Source organism: Salipiger sp. H15 (assembly GCF_040409955.1).
In the GTDB taxonomy this organism is placed as follows: Bacteria; Pseudomonadota; Alphaproteobacteria; order Rhodobacterales; family Rhodobacteraceae; genus Salipiger.
Genome location: NZ_CP123385.1, coordinates 1154471 through 1175603, shown reverse-complemented (window position 1 = coordinate 1175603; position 21133 = coordinate 1154471). Strand labels below are relative to the sequence as shown.

The window sequence follows — 21133 nt, the reverse complement described above, 5'->3', positions numbered from 1 at the left end:
CGGTCCGCCGCCGGTTTTCCGCGCCTCGCCAAGGGCTTGTAGACCTGCCGCAAGGGAAAGGTTACACGAAGATTAACGTTTTCGGCCCGCGCGCGGCTTCGCGCGGCCGGAGGCGTTCGACGGTCCCTTGCGTGGAGGCCCTTCGTGTCACGCCCCGCCCCGAGCCGCCCCCCGCGGGCGCTGCCCATCCTCGGCTGCCTTGCCGCCCTTGCGCTCGCCGCCTGCGAGACCCCGGACGAGGTGCCGCGCCTCTCGGACGTCGAGCTCGACGAAAGCGCCGGGCAGAGCGCCGCCCTGCCCTCCGGGGCCGAGCTGTCCGAGGAGGGCGGCTTCCTCCAAAGCCGCGAGACCCCGGCCCCGCGCGCGCAGGCCGCGCCGCAGGGCGGGCTTCTGGGCTGGCTCGGCGGGCAGGCCGCAGCGGCCAAGGGCACGGGGCCCGACGCGCGGCAGGTGCCCTTCGGCACCGCCCTGCCCTTCGGCGAGATCGCCCGGGTCTGCGGCGTAAGCGAAAGACGGCTCGGCGTGCCGGTGGCGCAATATCCCGAGACCCGCCGCGGCTACGTGCTCTACGACAGCCAGCCCGGCACCATGGCGCCGCGCGCGCTCTACATCACCGGCTTCGGCGATGGCTGCGCCCGGCAGGTGACCGGCGCGCTGGCGCTCTTCGGCGAGCCGGCGCTGCACGAGCAGCTGCGCTACGGGCTGGCGGGACGGACGCTGCCGACCGGGCCGGTGGACGGCGCCTACGAGGTGGTGAAGGCCGAGGTCTGCGGCGTGCCCGCCGGGCGCCCCTGCGGCCGGGCCATGACGCGGCTGGCGCGGGACACGGCCTTCGTCAGCGTCTACCCGGCCTTCGGCAGTTCGAGCTACGTGAACCTGCTGCTGCACGACGGACGGGTCGTCGCCCTCGAGCAGCACTGAGGCCGCGGGCGGCTCAGTAGTGCGGCGGGCGCTCGTCGCCGAGGATCACCCCGCCGCCGCCGTCGCTCTCGCGCGCGGCCTCGCGCTCCATCAGCATCTGCACGCGGTGCTGCAGCAGGGCGATGTCGCGGTCCTGCCGGGCGACGGTCTCGGACAGGTCGTCCACCGCGCGCTGCAGATGCGCGATGCGTTCCTGCAGGTCTTCCATCTGATGCGGCATGCGGGGCTCCTTGCCTCTGGCCGGCGGCCTTGGGGGTGTGCCCTGCAGATAGGCGGCGCGGCCCGGCTTGTCCATGGCAGCTGCGGGCGCTCAGCCCGCCGCCTGCCGCCGGGCGGCCGTCTCGAGCGCGTGCCAGAGGCCCTGCGCCGCAGAGCGCATGCCGAGGAGCGTGATCTCCGTGGCGCCGCGGCGCAGGACGAAGACCGGCATGTGGTGCAGCATGGTGCGGGTGGCGCGGCCCGGGGCGGTGGCCTCGGGCGGCAGGTTGACCAGCCGCTCGAGCAGGCGCTCCAGCGGCTCCGCCGCGGGGGCCGAGATGTCGAAGATCGCCCAGCCGTCGGTCTGTTCGGTCACCGAGGCGCCCGGCACGGCGGCGAGGAGGGCGGCGGCGAAATCCGCACCGGCCCCGCCCCCGGCCATCAGCATCCACTGCTGCGGCCCGGTCCAGAACGCGGCGTGATCATCCGCCTGCACCAGCCCGCCCGGCCCCGGCAGAGCAAGGCCGAAGGGTGCGGGCGCGGCGCCGCCGCGGCGCAGGGCCAGCGAGGCGAGGGCGATGTCCGGACGTTCGGTCAGGGTCAGCGCGCCGAACGCGGCGCGGCGCGGGGTTTCGGCACCGAGGGCGGTGAGGGGAACGAGGTCAGTCACGCAGGCGCGCTCCTTCGGGGTCGACGAAATGCGGGGACACGACGCGCAGCTCGGCGCTGGTGCCCTCGAGCGGGTTGGCGGCGGTGATCACCTCGCCGAGGCGCTCGGCACCGTTCTCAAGGAAGCCGAGGCCGATAGAGCTGCCGACATGCGGCGAGAAGCAGGCCGAGGTGATCCAGCCCTGATCGCGTTCGGTGTCCTGCGCCGCGCCGGCGGTGAAGAGATGCGCGCCCGGAACGACGCGGGCCTCCGGGTCCACCGGCAGCAGCCCGACGAGGCGGCGCCGCTCGCCCGCCAGCCCTTCGCGCCGCGACATCACCGCGCCGAGCGAGTCCTTCTTGGCCGAGACCATGCGGCCAAGGCCGATCATCGCGGCGGTGGTCTGCCCGTTGAGCTCGGCCCCGGCGGCGTGACCCTTCTCGATGCGCAGCACGCCGAGCGTTTCCGTGCCGTAGGGGGTGACGCCGAGGTCGGCCCCCTGCTCCATCAGGCGCTGCATCAGCGCGTGGCCGTAGCGGGCGGGCACCGCGATCTCGTAGGCCAACTCGCCCGAGAAGGAGATGCGGAAGAGCCGCGCGCGCAGGCCGCCGCAGACGGTGAGCGCGGCGCAGGCCATGAAGGGGAAGGCCTCGTTCGAGAGGTCGAACCCGTCCACGACGCGGGCCAGCAGCGCGCGCGACTTCGGCCCGGCCACGGCGATCTGCGCCCAGGCGTCGGTGGTCGAGACGAGCTGCACGTCGAGCTCGGGCCAGAGGCATTGGCGGGCAAATTCCATGTTGCGGAAGACCAGCCCGGCGTTGCCGGTGGTGGTGGTCACCACGAAGTCGGTCTCGGCGAGCCGCGCGCAGGTGCCGTCGTCGTAGAGATGCCCGTCCTCGCGCAGCATCAGCCCGTAGCGCACCCGTCCGACCGGCAGGGTCGCCATGGTGTTGGCGTAGATGCGGTCGAGGAAGGTGGCGGCGTCCGCGCCCTGCACGTCGATCTTGCCGAGCGTGGTCACGTCGCAGAGGCCGACGGCGCTGCGCACGGCCTTCGCTTCGCGGTCAACGCTCTCGCGCCAGTGGGTCTCGCCGGGGCGCGGGAAATACTGCGCGCGCAGCCAGGGGCCGACCTCGACGAAGGGCGCGCCCTGCGCCTCGGCCCAGTGGTGGGTCGGGGTGAGGCGCGTGGGGCGGAAGTCCTTGCCGGTGTCGCCGCCGCCGAGCACCGAGAGCGAGACGCCGGTGTAGGGCGGGCGGAAGATCGTCGTGCCGGTCTCGGCGACGCTCTTGCCGGTCAGCTCGGCCATGACGGCGAGCGCGGTGACGTTGGCGGTCTTGCCCTGATCGGTGGCCATGCCGAGCGTGGTCCAGCGCTTGAGGTGCTCGACCGGGCGCATGTTCTCCTTGTGCGCCAGCGCGATGTCCTTGACCGTCACGTCGTTCTGGAAATCCACCCAGGCGCGGGCCTTGCCGGGCACGTGCCAGAGGGCGGACTGGCGCAGGGGCCTGTCTTCCCCCTCGGGCAGGCGGGGGAGCGCCGCGCTGATCCCGAGGTCCGACAGGGCCGCCTGCGCCGCCCGCGCGCCATCGCCAAGCGCGGCAGAGGTCGAGCCGCGCCCGGCGCAGGCCCCGGCGGGGATGAGCCCCCGCGGGCCACCCTCGCCCGGCACGAAGGCCAGAAGCTCCTCGTTCCAGACCGGGCGGCCGCGGTGGTGCGAGGCGAGGTGCAGGTTGGGGTTCCAGCCGCCCGAGACGCCGAGCGCATGGCATTCGAGCCAGTCGGCGCGCCCGTCGCGGCTGATCTCGATCGAGCCGAGGCCAAGCCGCCCGCGCGCGCCGGTCACCTGCGCCCCGGCGAAGAGCTGGTAGTCGCCGAAGCGCGGCGCGTCCGGGCGCGGGTCGATCACGCCGAGGACGTTCGCGCCCTTGCCGAGGAGATCGAGCGCGGTGCGGTGGCCGTCGTCGGTGCTGGTGAAGATGGCGATGCGGTCCTGCGGCCTCGCCACCGGCAGCGCCGCCCAGCGGTTGGCATAGGCGCGCAGCGCCCCCGCGAGCAGGATGCCGGGGCGGTCGTTATTGGCGAAGGGGATGTGCCGCTCGGTCGCGCCCGCCGCCAGCACGGCGCGTTTCGCGGTGATCCGCCAGAGCGTCTGGCGCACCCGCGCGCCCGGCTCGGGCAGGTGGTCGGCGACGCGCTCGACCGCGCCGAAGATGCCGTGGTCATAGGTGCCGAAGACCGTGGTGCGGCTGAGGATGCGGACGTTCGGCAGGGCGCGCAGCTCGGCCTCGACCTCCGCCACCCAGTCGGTCGCGGGCGCGCCGCCCAGCGGGTCGCTCTCGGCCAGCAGGCGGCCGCCGAGGCGGAAGTCCTCGTCCGCCAGCACCACCTGCGCCCCGGCGCGCGCGGCGGTCAGCGCCGCGGCAAGCCCCGCCGCGCCCGCGCCGATGACCAGCAGGTCGCAATGCAGGTAGGCGCGGTCATAGGCGTCGGGATCGGGCAGGCCCGAGAGCGCGCCGAGCCCCGCGGCGCGGCGGATCATCGGCTCGTAGAGCTTTTCCCAGAAGGCGCGCGGCCACATGAAGGTCTTGTAGTAGAAGCCCGCCGCGAAGAAGGGCGAGAGCAGGTCGTTCACCGCCATCGCGTCGAAGCCGAGCGGGCCCACATGGTTCTGGCTGCGCGCGGTGAGCCCGTCGTGGAGCTCGGCCACGGTGGCGCGGGTGTTGGGCTCGGCGCGGGCGCTTTCGCGCAGGGTGACGAGGGCGTTGGGCTCCTCCGAGCCGGCCGAGATCGGCCCGCGCGGGCGGTGATACTTGAAGCTGCGGCCCATGAGGCGCACGCCACTGGCCAGCAGCGCCGAGGCCAGCGTGTCGCCGGGATGGCCGGTGTAGGACCTGCCGTTGAAGGTGAAGTTCAGGCTGCGGTTGCGGTCGATCAGGCCGCCGGGGATGCGGGTCATTCGGCGGCTCCCTTGCGGGCCAGCGCGACGTCCGAGGCGAGCTCGGCGCCGAGAATTTCATGGGTGAGCGTGTTGCGGGTCACCACCAGCCACGAGCGGTCGCCCTGCTCGTGGAACCAGAGCTCGCGGTGCACGCCCGCCGGGTTGCAGCGCAGGTAGACGTAGTCGCAGAAGGCGGCCTCGTCGCCCTCCCCCTCGGGCGAGGGCCGGTCCAGAAGCGCGGCATCGCCGAGATAGGTGAATTCCTGCGCGTCGCGAAGGCCGAGGAGCGGGTGCGGGATCAGCATTGGGGCCTGTCCGATGGAGCTTTGTGAGGCCGCCCGGCGTAACGCGGGGCGAACGGGAGGAGTGGAGCGGCGCGCATGGGCGGGCCTCAGTGCAGGTTCGGCTGGGCGCCCGCGCCCTTCTCGTCGATGAGATGCCCGCGGGCGAAACGGTCGAGCCGGTAGGCCGTCGCGGTCTCGTGCGGGCGGCCGGTGGCGAGCAGGTGGGCAAAGGCATAGCCGCTCGCGGGCGTTGCCTTGAAGCCGCCGTAGCACCAGCCGGCGTTGAGGTAGAGCCCGTCCACCGGCGTCGCGTCGATGATCGGCGAGCCGTCCATCGACATGTCCATGATGCCGCCCCAGCTGCGCAGCAGCCGCGCCCGGCCGATCATCGGCATCAGCGCCATGCCGCCCTCGGCCACGTCCTCGACCACCGGCAGGTTGCCGCGCTGCGCGTAGGAGTTGTAGCCGTCGATGTCGCCGCCGAAGACCAGCCCGCCCTTGTCGGACTGGCTGATGTAGAAATGCCCCGCGCCGAAGGTGAGCACCGTGTCGATCAGCGGCTTCAGCCCCTCCGACACGAAGGCCTGCAGCACGTGGCTCTCGATCGGCAGGCGCATCCCGGCCATCTGCATGACCCGGCTCGACGAGCCCGCCACCGCCACGCCGACCTTGCCCGCGCCGATGTAGCCGCGCGTCGTCTCGACGCCCTTCACCGCGCCACCCTCGATGCGGAAGCCGGTGACCTCGCAGTTCTGGATTATGTCGACGCCGCGCATGTCGGCGCCGCGCGCGTAGCCCCATGCCACGCCGTCATGCCGCGCGGTGCCGGCGCGGTCCTGCAGCAGCCCGCCCTTGATCGGGAAGCGGGCGTTGTCGAAGTTGAGATAGGGCAGCCGCGCGCGCAGCTCCTCCTGCCCCAGCAGCCGCGCATCCGCCCCGGCGAGCAGCATGGCATTGCCACGCCGCCGGTAGGCGTCGCGCTGCGCGTCGGTGTGGAAGAGGTTGATGATCCCGCGCTGGCTGACCATCGAGTTGAAGTTGGTCTCCTGCTCGAGGGTCTCCCAGAGCTTCATCGAAAACTCGTAGAAGGGCTCGTTGCCGGGCAGCAGGTAGTTCGAGCGGATGATCGTGGTGTTGCGCCCGATGTTGCCCGAGCCGATCCAGCCCTTTTCCAGCACCGCCACCCTGGCCTGCCCGAAGGTCCTGGCGAGGTAGAAGGCGGTGGCCAGCCCGTGCCCGCCGCCGCCCACGATGACGAAGTCATAGGCCGGCTTCGGCTCGGGATCGCGCCACAGCGGCGCCCAGCCGCGATGCCCGGTGAGGGCCTCCTTCAGCACCCGAAGGCCCGAGAATTTCTGGCGCGAGACTCGCATGTCCGTCCCTCCTTGCTTGGCCGCAAAATCGCAGAGGTGGCGCGAATTCATCGTTCCACACGGGACATACTTGTGACATTTCAGGACATGAGACGACCGGAGCCGAGATGTCCCAGACCCCAACCCGCCGCATCGGCTTCCTGCTGACGCCGGATTACGCGCTGATGTCCGCCGCCGCGGCGGTGGAGCCGCTGCGCGCCGCCAACCTGCTGAGCGGCAAGGCGCTTTACGAGCTGGTGTTCCTCTCGGCGCGGGGCGGATGGTTGCGCAGCTCGGTTACGGGAGGGTTCGAGACCGAGGCGCTGGCCGAGGCGCAGGGCCGGCTCGACCTGCTCTTCGTGGTCTCGGGCGGCGATCCGATGCAGGCGACGGATCCCGCCGTGCTTGCCTGGCTGCGCCGCATGGCGCGGCAGGGGGTGCCGCTGGGCGGCATCTCGGGCGGGGCCGCGCTGCTCGCCGCGGCGGGCGTGCTGCAGGACCGGCGCTACACGATCCACTGGATGCATGTCGACGAGATGCGCAGCCTGCACCCCGAGGCGCTGATCGAGCGCCGGCTCTTCGTCATCGACCGCGACCGCTACACCTGTGCCGGGGGTGTCGCGCCGCTCGACATGATGCATGCGCTGATCACCATGGAGCACGGCGCGGATCTCGCGCGTGCGGTCAGCGACTGGTTCATCCACACCGGCATCCGGCAGGCCGAGGCGCCGCAGCAGCAGAGCGTGGCGCTCAGCCTCGGCGTCACCCACCCGGCGCTCGAGGCGATGCTCGAGCTGATGAGCAGCCATATCGCCGACCCGCTGACGCTGGAGGATCTGGCGAAGCTGAGCGGCGTCAGCGCGCGGCAGCTGGAGCGGCTGAGCCGCGCGCAGCTCGGCGCGAGCGTCATGGCCTTCTACCGGGGGCTGCGGCTCGACAAGGCCGACGAGATCCTGCGCCACTCGGGCATGGGCATCGACGCGGTGGCGCAGGCCACCGGTTTCGGCGAACGCAGCCCGTTCAGCCGCGCCTTCCGCCGCCGCTTCGGCTGCGGCCCGGCGGCGCGGCGCAGGGCCGGCCAGACGCGCCCGGCGACGTGACCGCCCTGCGCCGCGCCTGCGCGCGCCGCCGTCAGACCATCCGGCGCAGCAGCCCGGTGCGCCACCAGAACTGGTGGACGAGCACCCCCGCGAGGTGCAGGCCGATCACCCAGAGCAGCACGGTGGTGCCGATCTCGTGCGCCTCGGCGGCGACGCGGACCTTTCCGAACCAGGCGAGGAGCCCCAGCAGCGGCAGCGCGATCAGCAGCGCGTAGAACAGCCAGTGCACGGCCTTCGAGACCTTGCTGGCCCAGTCGGGCTCGGCCTCGGGCAGCGCGGGCGTGCCGCGCCGCAGCCGCAGCCCGAGCCGCCAGACCATCAGCAGCAGCACTGCCGCGCCGATCAGGATATGCACCACCGAGGTGCTGTCATAGGCCGTGCCCGTGCCCTCCATCACCGCGCGGAACTCGCGCCCCATGTGATCGAAGAGCAGGTACTGCACCGCGATCAGGATCACGATCGCCCAGTGGAGCATCTTCTGTGCCCTGGTGTATTCCGCCGCGGCGAGGGGATCGCCGGTCTCGTGCATGCTCATGCCCCTGTCTCCTTCAAGCGAGGTGCGTGGTGAACCAGTCGATGGTGCGCGACCAGGCAAGCTCGGCCGCGACCTTGTCGTAGCGCGGCGTCGAGTCGTTGTGGAACCCGTGGTTCGCGCCTTCGTAGATATACGCCTCAAAGGCCTTTCCGTTCGCCTTCAGCGCCGCCTCGTAGGCGGGCCATCCGGCGTTCACCCGCTCGTCGAGCCCGCCGTAGTGCAGCAGCAGCGGCGCCTCGATCTTCGGCACGTCGGCGGCGTCGGGCTGGCGCCCGTAGAAGGGCACCGCGGCGCCAAGCTCGGGATAGGCCACCGCCGCGGCATTGGCGACGCCGCCGCCGTAGCAGAAGCCGGTGATGCCGACCTTGCCGGTGACATCCTCATGGGCCATCAGGAACTCCACCGCGGCGAAGAAGTCGTTCATCAGTTTCTCGCCATCCACCTGCTGCTGCAGCGCGCGGCCCTGCTCGTCATTGCCCGGATAGCCGCCGAGCGGCGTCAGCCCGTCCGGGGCCAGCGCGATGAACCCCGCCTTGGCGAGCCGCCGCGCCACGTCCTCGATATAGGGGTTGAGCCCGCGGTTCTCGTGCACAACAACGACTCCGGGCGCGGTCTCGCGGCCGGTTGGGCGGACCAGATAGGCGCGCATCTCGCCATGGCCGTTCGGCGAGGGATAGGTGATCCACTCGGCGAGGATGTCGGGATCGTTGAAGCTGACCTGCTCGGCCAGCGCGTAATCCGGGCTCATCATCCCGAGGATCGCCGCCGCGGTGAGGCCTCCGACCGCGAACTTGCCGGCGCGGTCGAGGAACTCGCGCTTGGTGATCATGCCATGGGCGTAGAAGTCGTAGAGCTCGAGAAGCTCGGGACTGAAGTCCTTTGCGGTCATCCGGGTCTGGTCGGTCATGGGCTGTCCTCCTCTGCGCACGGGAAGAGAGTAGCATCCTTCGGGCAGGAGTCTTTCACGCTCTGGTGTGCGGGCCGCCACCCGCCGGGCGCGCCCGCAACACCCGGCTCGGGGCGCATTTCGTCCTGCAACCGGCCCGAGCCTTGCCGTCCGGCGCGTCGGGGCGATGTGGGGCGCGTTCCTTTCCGCACCGCTGGCCACCGCCGCGGCGCTTCTCGTTGTCGTGAGGCGCCCGAAAATCGGCAAAGGCTCCGGGTTGCCGCTCCCATGCAATGGATACCCCCTCAGGGAAATAAACGTCCCTTCACGATTGAGCGAAAAGTTGCTGCTGACACGAAAGAGATTATCTTGTCGGAAACCATTCGCGATATATTTGGTCAATCATAAACGCGACGGAGGCGAATTATGAGAACTGACTTTAACCTTCAGGAAATGAACAAGGACGAGCTTACTGCGCTCAGCAAGCGTATCTCGAAAGCTCTCGACGAGTACGACACCCGAAAGAAGGCCGAAGCGCGGGCGGCGACGGAAGCGCTCGCAAAGGAGCTCGGCTATTCCCTTTCCGACCTGATCGCGAGCTCGGGATCGAAAGTCTCGAAGGGTGCCCCGAAATACGCGCATCCGGAAAACCCCGAGCAGACCTGGACGGGCCGGGGGCGGAAACCCAAGTGGGTCACGGCGCACATCTCTTCCGGCGGCGAGCTGGACGATCTCGCGATCGCGTCCTGATCCTTCCGTCTGGCGAAAGGCGGGCAGCGCGACAGAAACAAGGCAATGTCGCGCAAGACCCGCCTGTCGACCGGACGGATGATCCGGCACAAGATCGCGGTTTCAAATCCACCGGCTTTGCCGCCGGTCAGTCGGTAAAGAGGGGCGAGGATTGGGGGTAATCTCTCGCATTTCGGTGTCACCGGGTATCCCTTGAAGATCGCCCGCACCCAAGCCCGGCTGCCTGTACATCCATTGGCCTCGGATCAACCCCATTTCATCCGCGCAATTGCACATTTGCATTAATTGAAAATTATCAATTGTGACGCGTGGAACATCCTCCATTTCAACCTGCACGCTGTCCGAGGAATGATTGGACACCTCTCCATAACACCGGAGAGCACGCGGTAAAATCCTCCGCGCTCCAGACCGGATCACCTCGCGGCGATGGAATAACTCCACCACCAATCGCGAGACGCGGCGGAGTTGAGTAAATTCGAAGACACTCCGACATTTCCGCAACGGTACAATTGCACATTGCCAGCAGGCACCCTGCAATAACGCACAGCCGTGCATCGCCCCATTCAGGGTGACATCCCAGGTGCAAACCCTTCCGAAAGGGCACCCGATCCCCGCGCACCCCTGCTAGGCGATGGAACAGCCCTCCGCCCCCCTGCACCCGGTCCTTCCCCGAAAACCCCGGGCATCGCCCAATTTCGCGCCACGCGGGCGCGCCTGACGCGGGGATGGGCGCCCCGGCGCCCGGAATCCTTGCCAGCCCGCCTTCCGCTGGCGTCCGATGAAGCCAGACCGGCCGGCAGATCCCGGCGCGCCCGACACCCGCGGCACAGGAGCAGGCGATGGACGATCTCTTGGACCCGAAGACCCGGACCTTCATCCGCGTCGCGGAAGTCTGGGTGCCGGAGAAAGGCAGGCTGGTGCTCGAGCGCGGAACCTATGCCGGTCTCGAGGACTTCGGCACGGTTTCCGAGCGCACGGATTTCGCGAAGGGCGCCGGCCTTCCGGGCCGGGCCTGGGACGAGGCGCGGCCGGTGGTGCTGGGCCGGCTCGACGGCAGCGATTTCCGGCGCGCCGAGGCGGCGGCGAAGGCCAACCTGACGGCGGCGGTGGCGATCCCGGTCTTTGCGGGCGCGGAGCTGAAGGCGGTGCTCGTCGTCCTCTTTGCCGAGGCGAACCATAGCGGCGCGATCGAGGTCTGGGAGGACTCCGACGGCGCGCTCGCGCTGAGCGACGGTTATTACGGCAGTGCCGAGGAATTCGAGGCAGTCTCGCGCGGCACGCGCTTCGGCCATGGGCAGGGGCTGCCGGGCGGGGTCTGGGCCTCGGGCACGCCGATCCTGATGCGCGATCTCGGCGCCTCCTACGGCTTCCTGCGGGCAGAGAGCGCGGGGCGCGCGGGGCTGAAGACCGGCCTCGGCCTGCCGATCCCGACCCCGGGAGACAAGACCTACGTGCTCACCCTGCTCTCGGCCCCCGGCACGCCGATCGCGCAGCGCTTCGAGATCTGGGACGCGCGGCCGGAACGGGTCGGGCCCGAGCGGAAGGCGCTCCGCATCGACGGGCTCTGCGCGCGCGAGGGACCGCTTGCCCCGAAGGAGAACCCGCCGCTCGACGCGGTCGCGGTCACCGCCTGGCAGGGGCCGGTCGGGCGCGTGCTCGGCTCGGGCCTGCCGCTGGTGCAGACCGGCAGCGCGGGCCTGCCGGCGGGCTACACGCAGATGATCGCCCTGCCCATCCACCGCGAGACCGGGCTGGCCTACGTGGTCGCCTGGTATCTCTGACCATCCCCGAGCCCCCGCACAGGAGGACGCACATGCAAAGACTGGTTGTCATCGGTGCCGGCATGGCCTCGGGCCGGATGCTCGAACACCTCCTCGATGCCGCGCCGGACGCTTTCGAGGTCACCCTCTTCAACGCCGAGCCGCGCGGCAACTACAACCGGATCATGCTTTCTCCGGTGCTCTCGGGCGAGAAGGGCTTCGACGAGATCGTCACCCATGACGATGCCTGGTACGCCGCGCGGGGCGTGCGCACGCGCTTCGGCGAGCCGGTGACCGGCATCGACGCCGCGCGCAGGGTGGTCACCTCGGAGCGCGGCGAGACCCCCTACGACCGGCTGGTCATCGCCACCGGCTCGACGCCCTTCATCCCCCCGCTGCCCGGACATGACCTGCCGGGCGTCCTCGGCTACCGCGACCTCGAGGACACCAACGCGATGATCCGGGCCGCGGCGACGCCCGGCTCCCACGCGGTGATCATCGGCGGCGGGCTTCTCGGCCTCGAGGCGGCGGCGGGGCTGCGGTTGCGCGGCATGGAGGTGACGGTGCTGCACAACGCGGCGCACCTGATGAACCGCCAGCTCGACGAGACCGCCGGCTACCTGCTGCAACGGGATCTCGAGAAGCGCGGCATCCGGGTGATCACCGGCGCGAAGACCCGCAGCCTCGAGGGCGCGGGCAGGGTCGAGCGGGTGCTGCTCGAGGACGGCACCAGGCTGCGGGCAGACATCGTCTGCATGGCGGCGGGCATCCGGCCCGCGGCGGGGCTTGGCCATGCGGCAGGACTCGAGATGGGCCGCGCGATCAGGGTCGACGCGCAGATGCGCACCTCGGATCCCGACATCTTCGCCTTGGGCGAATGCGTGGAGTTCGCCGGCGCGCTCTTCGGCCTTGTCGCGCCGCTCTACGACCAGGCCCGGGTGCTGGCGAAGACCCTGCTCGGCGAGGCCGACGCCTTTGCCCTGCGCGAGCTGTCCACCAAGCTCAAGGTCACCGGCTGCGATCTCTTCTCGGCCGGGGACTTCGCCGAGGCAGAGGGCCGCGAGGACATCGTCTACCGCGACCCCGCGCGCGGCATCTACAAGCGTCTGGTGATCGAGGCCGACCGGCTGGTCGGCGCGGTGATGTACGGCGACACCGCCGACGGCAGCTGGTTCTTCGGCCTGATCAAGGACGGCACCGACATCGAGGAGATGCGCGAGACGCTCATCTTCGGCCCGGCTTTCCAGGGGGGTGGCGGTGCCGCCGCGGACCCTCTGGCAGCCGTTGCAGCATTGCCGGCTGAGGCCGAGATCTGTGGCTGCAACGGCGTGTGCAAGGGCGACATCCTCGCGGCGATCGAGGGCGGGGCGCAGTCGCTCGACGCGGTGCGCGCGCGGACCAAGGCCTCGGCCTCCTGCGGCACCTGCACCGGGCTGGTCGAGCAGGTGCTGGCGGTCTCGCTGGGCGAGGCCTTCGAGATGCCCGCCGCCAAGCCGGTCTGCGCCTGCTGCGATCTCACCCACGAGGACCTGCGGCTGCTGATCCGCAGCAAGGCGCTGAAGTCGCAGCCCGCGGTCTGGCAGGAACTGGGCTGGAAGACCCCGAACGGCTGCCACGTCTGCCGCCCGGCGGTGAACTTCTACCTGCTCGCCGACTGGCCGCTCGAGTACCGCGACGACCCGCAGTCGCGGCTGGTGAACGAGCGCAACCACGCAAACATCCAGAAGGACGGCACCTATTCGGTGATGCCCCGCATGTGGGGCGGGATGACCACGCCCGACGAGCTGATCGCCATCGCCGAGGCGGCGCGCAGGTACGGCGCGGCGGTGAAGGTGACCGGCGGCCAGCGGATCGACCTGCTTGGCGTGAAGAAGGAGGACCTTCCGGCGATCTGGGCCGATCTCAACGCCGCCGGAATGGTCTCGGGCCACGCCTATACCAAGGGGCTGCGCACGGTGAAAACCTGCGTCGGCTCGGATTGGTGCCGCTTCGGCACGCAGGACAGCACCGGGCTCGGCATCAGGCTCGAAAAGCGGCTCTGGGGCTCCTGGACGCCGCACAAGGTCAAGCTCGGGGTCTCGGGCTGCCCGCGCAACTGCGCCGAGGCGACCTGCAAGGACGTCGGCATCATCTGCGTCGACAGCGGCTACCAGATCGGCGTCGCCGGCGCCGCGGGCATGGACGTGAAGGAGACCGAGCGGCTGGTCGACGTCGCAACCGAAGAGGAGGCGATCGAGTGGACCGTCGCCTTCGTCCAGCTCTACCGCGAGCACGCGAAATATCTGGACCGGCCCTACAAGTGGGTCGCCAAGGTCGGGCTCGACTGGGTGAAGCAGGCGCTGGCCGATCCCGCCGGGCGGCAGGCGCTGGTCGACCGCTTCGACCTGTCGCAGAGCGTCTACCAGAAGGATCCCTGGGCCGAGCGCGCCGCGCCCGCCGAGGCGCGCAAGTTCCACCCCCTCGCGGATTTCACGCAGGAGGCGGCGGAATGAGCTGGATCGACGTGGGCGCGCTCGACGACATTCCGCTGCGCGGGGCGCGCGTGGTGAAGACCCGCGCCGGCTGCGTGGCGATCTTCCGCACCGGCGAGGACGAGATCTTCGCCACCTCCAACAGCTGCGCCCACCGGCGCGGGCCGCTGGCCGAGGGCATGGTCCATGGCCGCAACATCACCTGCCCGCTGCACGGCTGGGTCTACTCGCTCGAGACCGGCGAGGCACAGGGCGCGGACGAGGGGCGCATCGCGACCTACCCGGTGAAGATCGCGGACGGGCGCATCCTGCTCGACGGGGCCGCCGTCGCCACCCGCGCCGCCTGATGGGGGCCGAGGTCCGTTCGACCTGCCCCTATTGCGGCGTCGGCTGCGGCGTGCTGCTGAGCCCGGACGGCGCGGGCGGCCTTTCGGTGCGCGGCGATCCCGACCACCCCACCAACCGCGGCCGGCTCTGCTCCAAGGGCTCGGCGCTTGCCGAGACGGTCGGGCTCGGGGAGCGCCAGCTCGTCCCGCTGGTACATGGCACCGAGGCGGCATGGAAGGACGCGCTGACCCTCGTGGCGACGCGGCTGCGCAAGACGGTCGAGGCGCACGGGCCGGACAGCGTGGCCTTCTACGTCTCGGGCCAGATGCTGACCGAGGATTACTATGTCGCCAACAAGCTGATGAAGGGCTTCATCGGCTCGGCCAACATCGACACCAATTCGCGGCTCTGCATGGCCTCGACCGTGGCGGGCCACAGGCGCGCCTTCGGCACCGACACCGTCCCCGGCACCTACGAGGATCTCGACGAGGCCGATCTCGTGGTGCTGGTCGGCAGCAACCTCGCATGGTGCCACCCGGTGCTCTACCAGCGGATCATGGCGGCGCGCGAGCGGCGCCCGCTCCGGCTCGTGGTCGTAGATCCGCGGCGCACCGCCAGCTGCGAGGGGGCGGACCTGCACCTTGCCTTGGAGCCCGGCTCGGACGTCGCGCTCTTCAACGCGCTGCTGGCCGAGATCGCCCGGCGCGGCGCAGATGACCCGGCCTATGTCGCGGCGCATGTGAGCGGCTATGCCGAGGCCGTGGCGGCGGCGAAGGCCAGCGATCCGGCGATCACCGGCCTTTCGCCGGAGGAGGTGCGGGACTTCTGCGACCTCTGGATCGGCACCGAAAGGGTCGTCACGATCTTCTCGCAGGGGGTGAACCAGTCCTCCTCCGGCAGCGACAAGGTGAACGCCATCCTCAACTGCCATCTCGCGACGGGGCGGATCGGCAGGCCCGGCATGGGGCCCTTTTCCGTCACCGGCCAGCCCAACGCCATGGGCGGGCGCGAGGTGGGCGGGCTCACCAACACGCTCGCCTGCCATCTCGAGATCGGAAACCCCGCGCACCGGGCGGCGGTGCAGGCGTTCTGGCGGTCCCCGGCGATGCCGGAGGCGCCGGGGCTGAAGGCGGTCGAGATGTTCCGCGCCGTGGCGGACGGGCGGATCAAGGCGCTCTGGGTGATCCATTCCAACCCCGCCGTCACCCTGCCCGAGGCCGACCTCGTGCGCGAGACCATCGCCGCCTGCCCCTTCGTGGTGGTCTCGGACGTCACCACGCGCACCGACACGGCGCGCCATGCGCATGTGTTCCTGCCCGCCACCGCATGGGCCGAGAAGAGCGGCACGGTGACCAATTCCGACCGCCGCATCTCGCGCCAGCGCGCCGTGGTTGCCGCGCCGGGCGAGGCGCGGCCCGACTGGCGCATCCTCGCCGAGGTCGCGCGGCGGATGGGCTTCGAGGAGGGCTTCGGCTGGACTTCCGAGGCCGAGGTCTTCGCCGAGCACGCGGCGCTCTCGGGGATCGCCGGGGGCTTCGGGCTCGATTTCGACATCTCGAACCGGGCGGGGCTCAGCGCCGCCGACTATGACGCGATGCCGCCCTTCCGCTGGCCCGATGGCCCGGCGAAACAGGGCGGCCGGTTCTTCGCCGAGGGCGGATTCTACCATCCGGACGGCAAGGCGCGGATGCTGCCACTGGTGCCGCGCCCGCCCGCCGCGGCGCTGACGCCCGAGCACCCGTTCCGGCTCAACACCGGGCGGCTGCGCGACCAGTGGCACACGATGACCCGCACGGCGCTCTCGCCCCGGCTCTCGGCGCACCTGCCCGAGCCCTTCGCCGACATGCACCCCGAGGACGCCGCGCGGCTGGGTCTCTCCCCCGCCGATCTCGTGCGGCTGACGAGCCCGCAGGGCAGCGCGATCCTGCGGCTGCGGATCACCTCCGACGTCCGGCCGGGCCAGCTTTTCGCGCCGATGCACTGGACCGGCGAGACCGCCCCCGCCGCGCGCATCGACGCGCTCGTGGCGGCGGTCACCGACCCGCTCTCGGGCCAGCCCGAGAGCAAGGCCGCGGCGGTCGCCGCCGCAAGGTTCGACGCAGCCTGGTACGGCTTTGCCATCAGCACCACGCGGCCCGCCCCCGATTGCGCCTACTGGGCGCTGGCGCGAACGACGCGCGGCTACCGCGCCGAACTTGCCGGAACCGAGGCGATCGCCGACCCCGAGGCCTTTGCCCGTGCGCTCTTCGGCCTGCCCGACGCCGCGCTGCAGATGAGCCGAGACGCGGGCAAGGGGCGCTGGCGCATGGCCTTCCTGCGGGGCGAGACCCTGCTGGCGGCGCTCTACCTCGACCGCGCGCCGGTGCGGCTGATGCGGGACTTCCTTGCCGGTCTTCCGGGTACCGAGACCTGCTGGGCGCTGGCCGGGAAGGCGCGCGGCGACATGCCCGATCCCGGCGCGGTGGTCTGCTCCTGCTACGCCGTCGGCCGCAACACCATCCTGCGGGCGATTTCGGCCGAGGGGCTGCGGAGCGTCCAGGCGATCGGCGCCAGCCTCTCGGCGGGCACCAACTGCGGCTCGTGCAAGGCGGAACTGGCGGCGCTGCTGAACGAGGGCGTCTCAGAGGCGGCCGAGTAGCAGCAGCGCGAGCAAAACCGCCAGCGCCGTGCTGACCAGCGCCCAGAGACGCCAGAACCCGGCGGAGCCGCGGCGGAAGAGCGGCACGGACCCGTGCCGCCCGGCCCCCTGCCGGCGCGAGAGGTCCTGCAGGTCGGCGAGGAATTCCGACATGGCCCGCGGCCGCTGTGCCGGATCCGGCGAGAGCACCCGCGCCAGCACCGCCTGCGTGCCCTCGGGCAGGTCGGGCCGCCGCTCGGCCAGTTGCGGCAAGGCCCAGTCGGCGGGCCGCGCGGGCAGGCGGGCGCGGGTCTCGAGATCGACCGGCACCCTCCCGGCCAGCATCTCCCAGGCGATCACCCCCAGCGAGTAGAGGTCGGATCTCGGTGTCGCCTCCTGCCCGGTCAGCACCTCGGGGGCGATGTAGTTGAGCGAGCCCTCGGGAAGCTCCTCGGCCCCGGCGCGGGCGATCTCGCGAAAGCCGCTGACCTGCACCGAGCCGAAGTCGATGATCTTCGCCGTGCCGTCCGGGCCGAGGATCACGTTCTCGGGCTTGAGGTCGCGGTGCACCATGCCCATGCGGTGAAAGACCCGCAGCGCCGCGGCCAGCGAGCCGAGCAGCGGCAGCACTGTGGCAATGCCGGGCGCGGGGTTCCGGCCCATCCAGTCGCGCAGCGTCTGCCCTTCGACATGCTCGGCGACGTAGTAGAGAAAGCGGCTGTCCTCGTGCGGGCGGATCTTCATGACCTGCGGATGCGCGATCCGCCGCCCGACCCATTGCTCGAGCGAGAAGCCCTCGAGGTAATGCAGGTTGTCCTCGAAATTCCGCGACGGCGCCTTGAGCACCTGCACCCCCTCCTCACCCGCCCGGCGCACGAGGTAGACCGTGCTGCGCGGCGAGGCGTGCAGCACCTCCATGACCTCCCAGCCGTCGATCCGGTTGCCCGGCACCATGCGCGGCGGGATCGCCTGCGCGGTCAGGCGGTCGTGCGCCTCGGTGAGCGTCTCGGCGGGCAGCTCCAGCACCCGCAGCAGCAGGCAGCTGACGTTATCGTTGCTGCCCGCCGCCAGCGCCGCCTCGCAGAGCCGGCGCGCGGCGGCCTCGAGCTCTGCCTGCGTCTCGAGCGGTGCGCCGTCCAGCTGCTGCGCGATCTCGGCCCCGCCGAGCACCCCATGCACGCCGTCCGAGGTCAGCAGGTAGAGATCGCCCGCCGCCATCGCCTCGGACAGGTAGTCGACCCGGATGTCGCTCTCGATCCCCAGCGCGCGCGTCAGCGCCTCGGGGCCGCCCATGAACCGCGCCGCGTGGTCCTCGGTCAGCCGCTGCAACCGCCCGCCGCGCAGGCGCGAGGCGCGGGTGTCGCCGATATGGACGACGTGCAGCGTCTGCGACCGGGCAATCAGCGCGGTGAAGGTGGTGACCTGCCCCTCGGCCTCGGGCGAGCCCGAGCGGTTCTGCGCGTGGAACCAGCTGTTGAGCGCGGTCAGCAGCCGCCCCGCGCAGTCGCGCACCGGCCAGCTTTCCGGCGCCGAGTAATAGTCCCGCGCGAACTGGATCACCGAGATCTGCGCCGCCTTGTCCGAGTTGCGCCCGGTCGAGATGCCGTCGGCGATGCAGGCGACGATGCCCTTGGCCTGCATCTCCCAGGCGCTCCCGGGCACCTTCCCGGCAATGGCGTCGTCGTTCCTCGGCTTGACCCCGGCGTGGCTCCAGCCTCCGAGCACGCCCTTCAGGGCCCGCTTCGGGAAGAGGTTGGCGGGTTCGTCCATGTACTCACCGGTGCTGCGGGTTCAGGCCCTGAGACCCACGTTGATCATGGTGACGGTGCCGTCCTCGTCAACCTCGGCGATCTCGCCCGTCGGCTCCTCGAGGAAGAGGAGCGCGGCGAAACCCAGCACCGCGGTCCCGGCAATGACGAGGAAGAAGGTCGAGGCATCGACCATGGCATAGACGATGAGGTAGATCACCGCGCCGACGTTGCCGTAGGCCCCGGTCATCCCGGCGATCTGCCCGGTGAGCGAGCGCTTGATCAGCGGCACCACGGCAAAGACCGCGCCCTCGCCCGCCTGTACGAAGAACGAGCAGGCCATGGCGACGACCACCGCCAGCCAGACCGGCCAGCCGGGGCCGATGATCCCCATGGCGGCATAGCCCACCGCCAGCCCCGCGGTCAGGATCAGCAGCGTCGGCTTGCGCCCGAACCGGTCCGATATCCAGCCGCCGCCGGGGCGCGACATCAGGTTCATGAAGGCATAGGCCGAGGCGACCATGCCCGCCACCACCGGCGAGAGGCCGAAGGTCTCGGCAAAGAACAGCGGCAGCATCGAGACCACCGCGAGCTCGGAGCCGAAGGTGGCGAAGTAGAGGATGTTGAGGATCGCCACCTGCCTGAAGCTGTAGCGCTGGAAGGCGGGAACCTCCTCGGTCAGCACGCGGCGGTTGGCGCGCAGGGCCAGTGTCGAGTCGTAGAGATAGAGCAGCAGCAGCCCGGCCCAGACCGCGTACATGGTGGCCGTGGTGAAGATCGCCACGTTGCGCAGCCGCCATGCCAGCGCGCCGAGCGCGATGTAGAGCGGCACCTTCATCACCAGCAGGAAGATCAGGTCGCCCTTCGAGGTGACCTCCATCGCGGTGGCGTTCTTCGGGCGGAAGTAGCGCGAGCCCTTGGGCACGTCCTGCACCGAGGCGTAGTAGACAAAGCCGTAGACCAGCGCCAGCGCCCCGGTGAGCCCGATCGCCCACCGCCAGCCGTCCTCGCCGCCGAACCACATCGCGAGGGTGGACAGGGTGAAGGCCGCCGCCGCCGAGCCGAAGTTGCCCCAGCCGCCGTAGATGCCCTCGGCGGTGCCAAGCTCCTCGGCGGGGAACCATTCCGAGACCATGCGGATGCCGATGACGAAGCCCGCCCCGATGAAGCCCAGCGCGAAACGCGCCAGCGCCAGCTGGGTGAAGTTCTCGGCCAGCGCGAAGACGAAGCAGGGGATCGAGCAGAGGATGAGCAGCCCCGAGTAGACCCGGCGCGGCCCGTAGAGGTCGGTCAGCATGCCGACAACGATCCGGGCGGGGATGGTCAGCGCGACGTTCAGCACCAGCAGCGTCGTCACCTGCGCCTGGTCGAGCCCGAGGCTGTCGCGGATCGCCTGCAGCATCGGCGCGAGGTTGAACCAGATCACGAAGGTCAGGAAGAAGGCGAACCACGTCAGGTGCAGGATGCGCATCTTGCCGCTGAAGGAGAGGAGGTTGAACTTCTCGCTGGGCATGAGGGTCTCCGGCTGGGGGCGCGTCCCGACTCTGCGCCGAGCCGCGCGGCCGGGAAAGGCGCGTCATGCTGCAGGTGCAGAAACCGCGGCAAATTTCCCGTTCGCGCCGCCCTTCGCCCAGAGAATGCGCAGCATGCCGGATGGCGGGCGGGGCGGGCCGGGCGTCCTCAGAAGATCCCGATCCGCTGCGCCAGCCGCTTCCAGTCGCGCATCCGCTTGTCGAGGTCGGTCCCCGTGCCACGCGCCGTGGCGTGGATCAGCAGGCTGGCGGCAGCGTTGAGGCCGAGGATGGACTCGAGGAAGAGGCCGGTCTTCGAGGGCGTGTTGATCACCGCGTCGGTCACCTCGTGCGCCCAGTGGCAGTATTCGTCCGTCACCACCACCACCGTCCGGCCCTGCTCGCGCGCCAGCCGCGCGAGGGTCTCGCATTCCGCCGCGTAGGGGATGACGTCGATGATCAGCAGGCAGCTGCTGGCCTTCGCCGGAGGGTCGAGCCATTCCGAGAGCATGCTGTCATGGCCCGACAGGAAGCGCACGCGCGGACGGGCCAGCGCCAGCCGCCGCGCCGTGTCCTCGGCAAGCCCGCGCACGGTCTGGAAGCCGGTGACATAGACCTCGTCCGCCTCGAGCAGGTAGCGCTCGGCCGCCTCGAAGGCCGGGCTGTTGATCTTGGCGTAGACCGTGCTGACCGCGCGCAGCTCGGCGTTCATCTGCTCCTGCCAGTCCTCGGGCAGCTCGAAGCCGTCGTCGGCGAGGTTCTCGCCGGTGACAGAGTAGCGGTGCCGCAGCATAGCCTTGAACTCCTTCATCCCGGCGCAGCCGAAACGGCGCAGCATCCGGCCCACGGTGATCTCGGCCACCCCCGCCTTCTGGGCGATGGACTTGCCGGTCTCGAAGGAGATCGAGTTCAGGTTGAGCAGGAAGTACTGCGCGACCTTTGCCTCCTGCTTGGGCAGCGAGGGCAGCCCTTCCTCGACTTTGCTCACGAAATCATCAATCGGAGCCTCGGCATAGGATGCAAAGCCGTGCGACATGGCGGATCTCCAGATGACAGAAAACTAACATTTGACGAAAAAGACAG

General features: G+C 70.5%; 17 protein-coding genes. 7 read left to right on the top strand and 10 right to left on the bottom strand.

The window, feature by feature from the left end:
- Nucleotides 1-144: 144 nt before the first annotated feature.
- Nucleotides 145-921 carry a hypothetical protein gene (locus tag PVT71_RS19785; RefSeq protein WP_353474171.1) on the top strand — a complete coding sequence of 259 codons (777 nt, stop codon included), beginning with the start codon at nucleotides 145-147 and terminating at the stop codon, nucleotides 919-921.
- Nucleotides 922-934: 13 nt separating this feature from the next.
- On the opposite strand, the gene PVT71_RS19780 is transcribed toward PVT71_RS19785, so the two are convergent.
- From PVT71_RS19780 to PVT71_RS19760, 5 genes are all read right to left on the bottom strand, one after another.
- Complete coding sequence (locus tag PVT71_RS19780) at nucleotides 935-1141, bottom strand: SlyX family protein (RefSeq protein WP_353474170.1); 207 nt, start codon at nucleotides 1139-1141, stop codon at nucleotides 935-937.
- Nucleotides 1142-1231: 90 nt separating this feature from the next.
- Nucleotides 1232-1789: a sarcosine oxidase subunit gamma gene (locus PVT71_RS19775; RefSeq protein ID WP_353474169.1), complete on the bottom strand. Its 558-nt coding sequence runs from the start codon at nucleotides 1787-1789 to the stop codon at nucleotides 1232-1234.
- Nucleotides 1782-4727 carry a sarcosine oxidase subunit alpha family protein gene (locus PVT71_RS19770; RefSeq protein ID WP_353474168.1) on the bottom strand — a complete coding sequence of 982 codons (2946 nt, stop codon included), beginning with the start codon at nucleotides 4725-4727 and terminating at the stop codon, nucleotides 1782-1784. The genes PVT71_RS19775 and PVT71_RS19770 overlap by 8 nt, the downstream gene beginning before the upstream one ends.
- Nucleotides 4724-5014 carry a sarcosine oxidase subunit delta gene (locus PVT71_RS19765; RefSeq protein ID WP_353474167.1) on the bottom strand — a complete coding sequence of 97 codons (291 nt, stop codon included), beginning with the start codon at nucleotides 5012-5014 and terminating at the stop codon, nucleotides 4724-4726. The genes PVT71_RS19770 and PVT71_RS19765 overlap by 4 nt, the downstream gene beginning before the upstream one ends.
- 86 nt (nucleotides 5015-5100) lie before the next feature.
- Complete coding sequence (locus PVT71_RS19760; RefSeq protein WP_353474165.1) at nucleotides 5101-6366, bottom strand: sarcosine oxidase subunit beta family protein; 1266 nt, start codon at nucleotides 6364-6366, stop codon at nucleotides 5101-5103.
- A gap of 107 nt (nucleotides 6367-6473) precedes the next feature.
- On the opposite strand from PVT71_RS19760, the gene PVT71_RS19755 reads away from it, so the two are divergent.
- Nucleotides 6474-7445: a GlxA family transcriptional regulator gene (locus tag PVT71_RS19755; protein ID WP_353474164.1), complete on the top strand. Its 972-nt coding sequence runs from the start codon at nucleotides 6474-6476 to the stop codon at nucleotides 7443-7445.
- A gap of 31 nt (nucleotides 7446-7476) precedes the next feature.
- On the opposite strand, the gene PVT71_RS19750 is transcribed toward PVT71_RS19755, so the two are convergent.
- Together PVT71_RS19750 and yghX are read right to left on the bottom strand one after the other, a co-directional pair.
- Nucleotides 7477-7980 (bottom strand): cytochrome b/b6 domain-containing protein, encoded by a 504-nt coding sequence (locus tag PVT71_RS19750; RefSeq protein WP_353474163.1) that lies wholly within the window; start codon nucleotides 7978-7980, stop codon nucleotides 7477-7479.
- Between the two features lie 13 nt (nucleotides 7981-7993).
- Nucleotides 7994-8887: a YghX family hydrolase gene (gene yghX / locus PVT71_RS19745; RefSeq protein ID WP_353474162.1), complete on the bottom strand. Its 894-nt coding sequence runs from the start codon at nucleotides 8885-8887 to the stop codon at nucleotides 7994-7996.
- 405 nt (nucleotides 8888-9292) lie between these two features.
- Between yghX and PVT71_RS19740 the strand changes: the two genes are divergently transcribed.
- From PVT71_RS19740 to PVT71_RS19720, 5 genes are all read left to right on the top strand, one after another.
- Nucleotides 9293-9616 (top strand): H-NS histone family protein, encoded by a 324-nt coding sequence (locus PVT71_RS19740; RefSeq protein ID WP_353474161.1) that lies wholly within the window; start codon nucleotides 9293-9295, stop codon nucleotides 9614-9616.
- A gap of 839 nt (nucleotides 9617-10455) precedes the next feature.
- Complete coding sequence (locus PVT71_RS19735) at nucleotides 10456-11397, top strand: GAF domain-containing protein (RefSeq protein ID WP_353474160.1); 942 nt, start codon at nucleotides 10456-10458, stop codon at nucleotides 11395-11397.
- A 32-nt stretch (nucleotides 11398-11429) separates the two neighbouring features.
- Nucleotides 11430-13868 (top strand): nitrite reductase large subunit NirB, encoded by a 2439-nt coding sequence (gene nirB, locus PVT71_RS19730; protein ID WP_353474159.1) that lies wholly within the window; start codon nucleotides 11430-11432, stop codon nucleotides 13866-13868.
- Complete coding sequence (nirD, locus tag PVT71_RS19725) at nucleotides 13865-14194, top strand: nitrite reductase small subunit NirD (protein ID WP_353474158.1); 330 nt, start codon at nucleotides 13865-13867, stop codon at nucleotides 14192-14194. Before nirB ends, nirD begins: the two co-directional genes overlap by 4 nt.
- A complete protein-coding gene (locus PVT71_RS19720; RefSeq protein ID WP_353474157.1) occupies nucleotides 14194-16812 on the top strand; it encodes a molybdopterin-dependent oxidoreductase in 2619 nt (872 codons plus the stop codon). The genes nirD and PVT71_RS19720 overlap by 1 nt, the downstream gene beginning before the upstream one ends.
- Here the strand turns inward: PVT71_RS19720 and PVT71_RS19715 are convergent.
- The 3 genes from PVT71_RS19715 to PVT71_RS19705 all read right to left on the bottom strand — a co-directional run bounded on the left by PVT71_RS19715 (nucleotide 16795) and on the right by PVT71_RS19705 (nucleotide 21086).
- Nucleotides 16795-18561, bottom strand: coding sequence for a bifunctional protein-serine/threonine kinase/phosphatase (locus tag PVT71_RS19715; RefSeq protein WP_353474156.1), 1767 nt, complete (start codon nucleotides 18559-18561; stop codon nucleotides 16795-16797). The two genes, PVT71_RS19720 and PVT71_RS19715, sit on opposite strands and share 18 nt — an antisense overlap.
- Nucleotides 18562-18582: 21 nt before the next feature.
- The gene (locus PVT71_RS19710) at nucleotides 18583-20052 is read right to left on the bottom strand and encodes a NarK family nitrate/nitrite MFS transporter (RefSeq protein WP_353474155.1); all 1470 of its coding nucleotides are present in this window, start codon (nucleotides 20050-20052) and stop codon (nucleotides 18583-18585) included.
- Between the two features lie 167 nt (nucleotides 20053-20219).
- Nucleotides 20220-21086 carry a MurR/RpiR family transcriptional regulator gene (locus PVT71_RS19705; protein ID WP_353474154.1) on the bottom strand — a complete coding sequence of 289 codons (867 nt, stop codon included), beginning with the start codon at nucleotides 21084-21086 and terminating at the stop codon, nucleotides 20220-20222.
- Nucleotides 21087-21133: the final 47 nt, after the last annotated feature.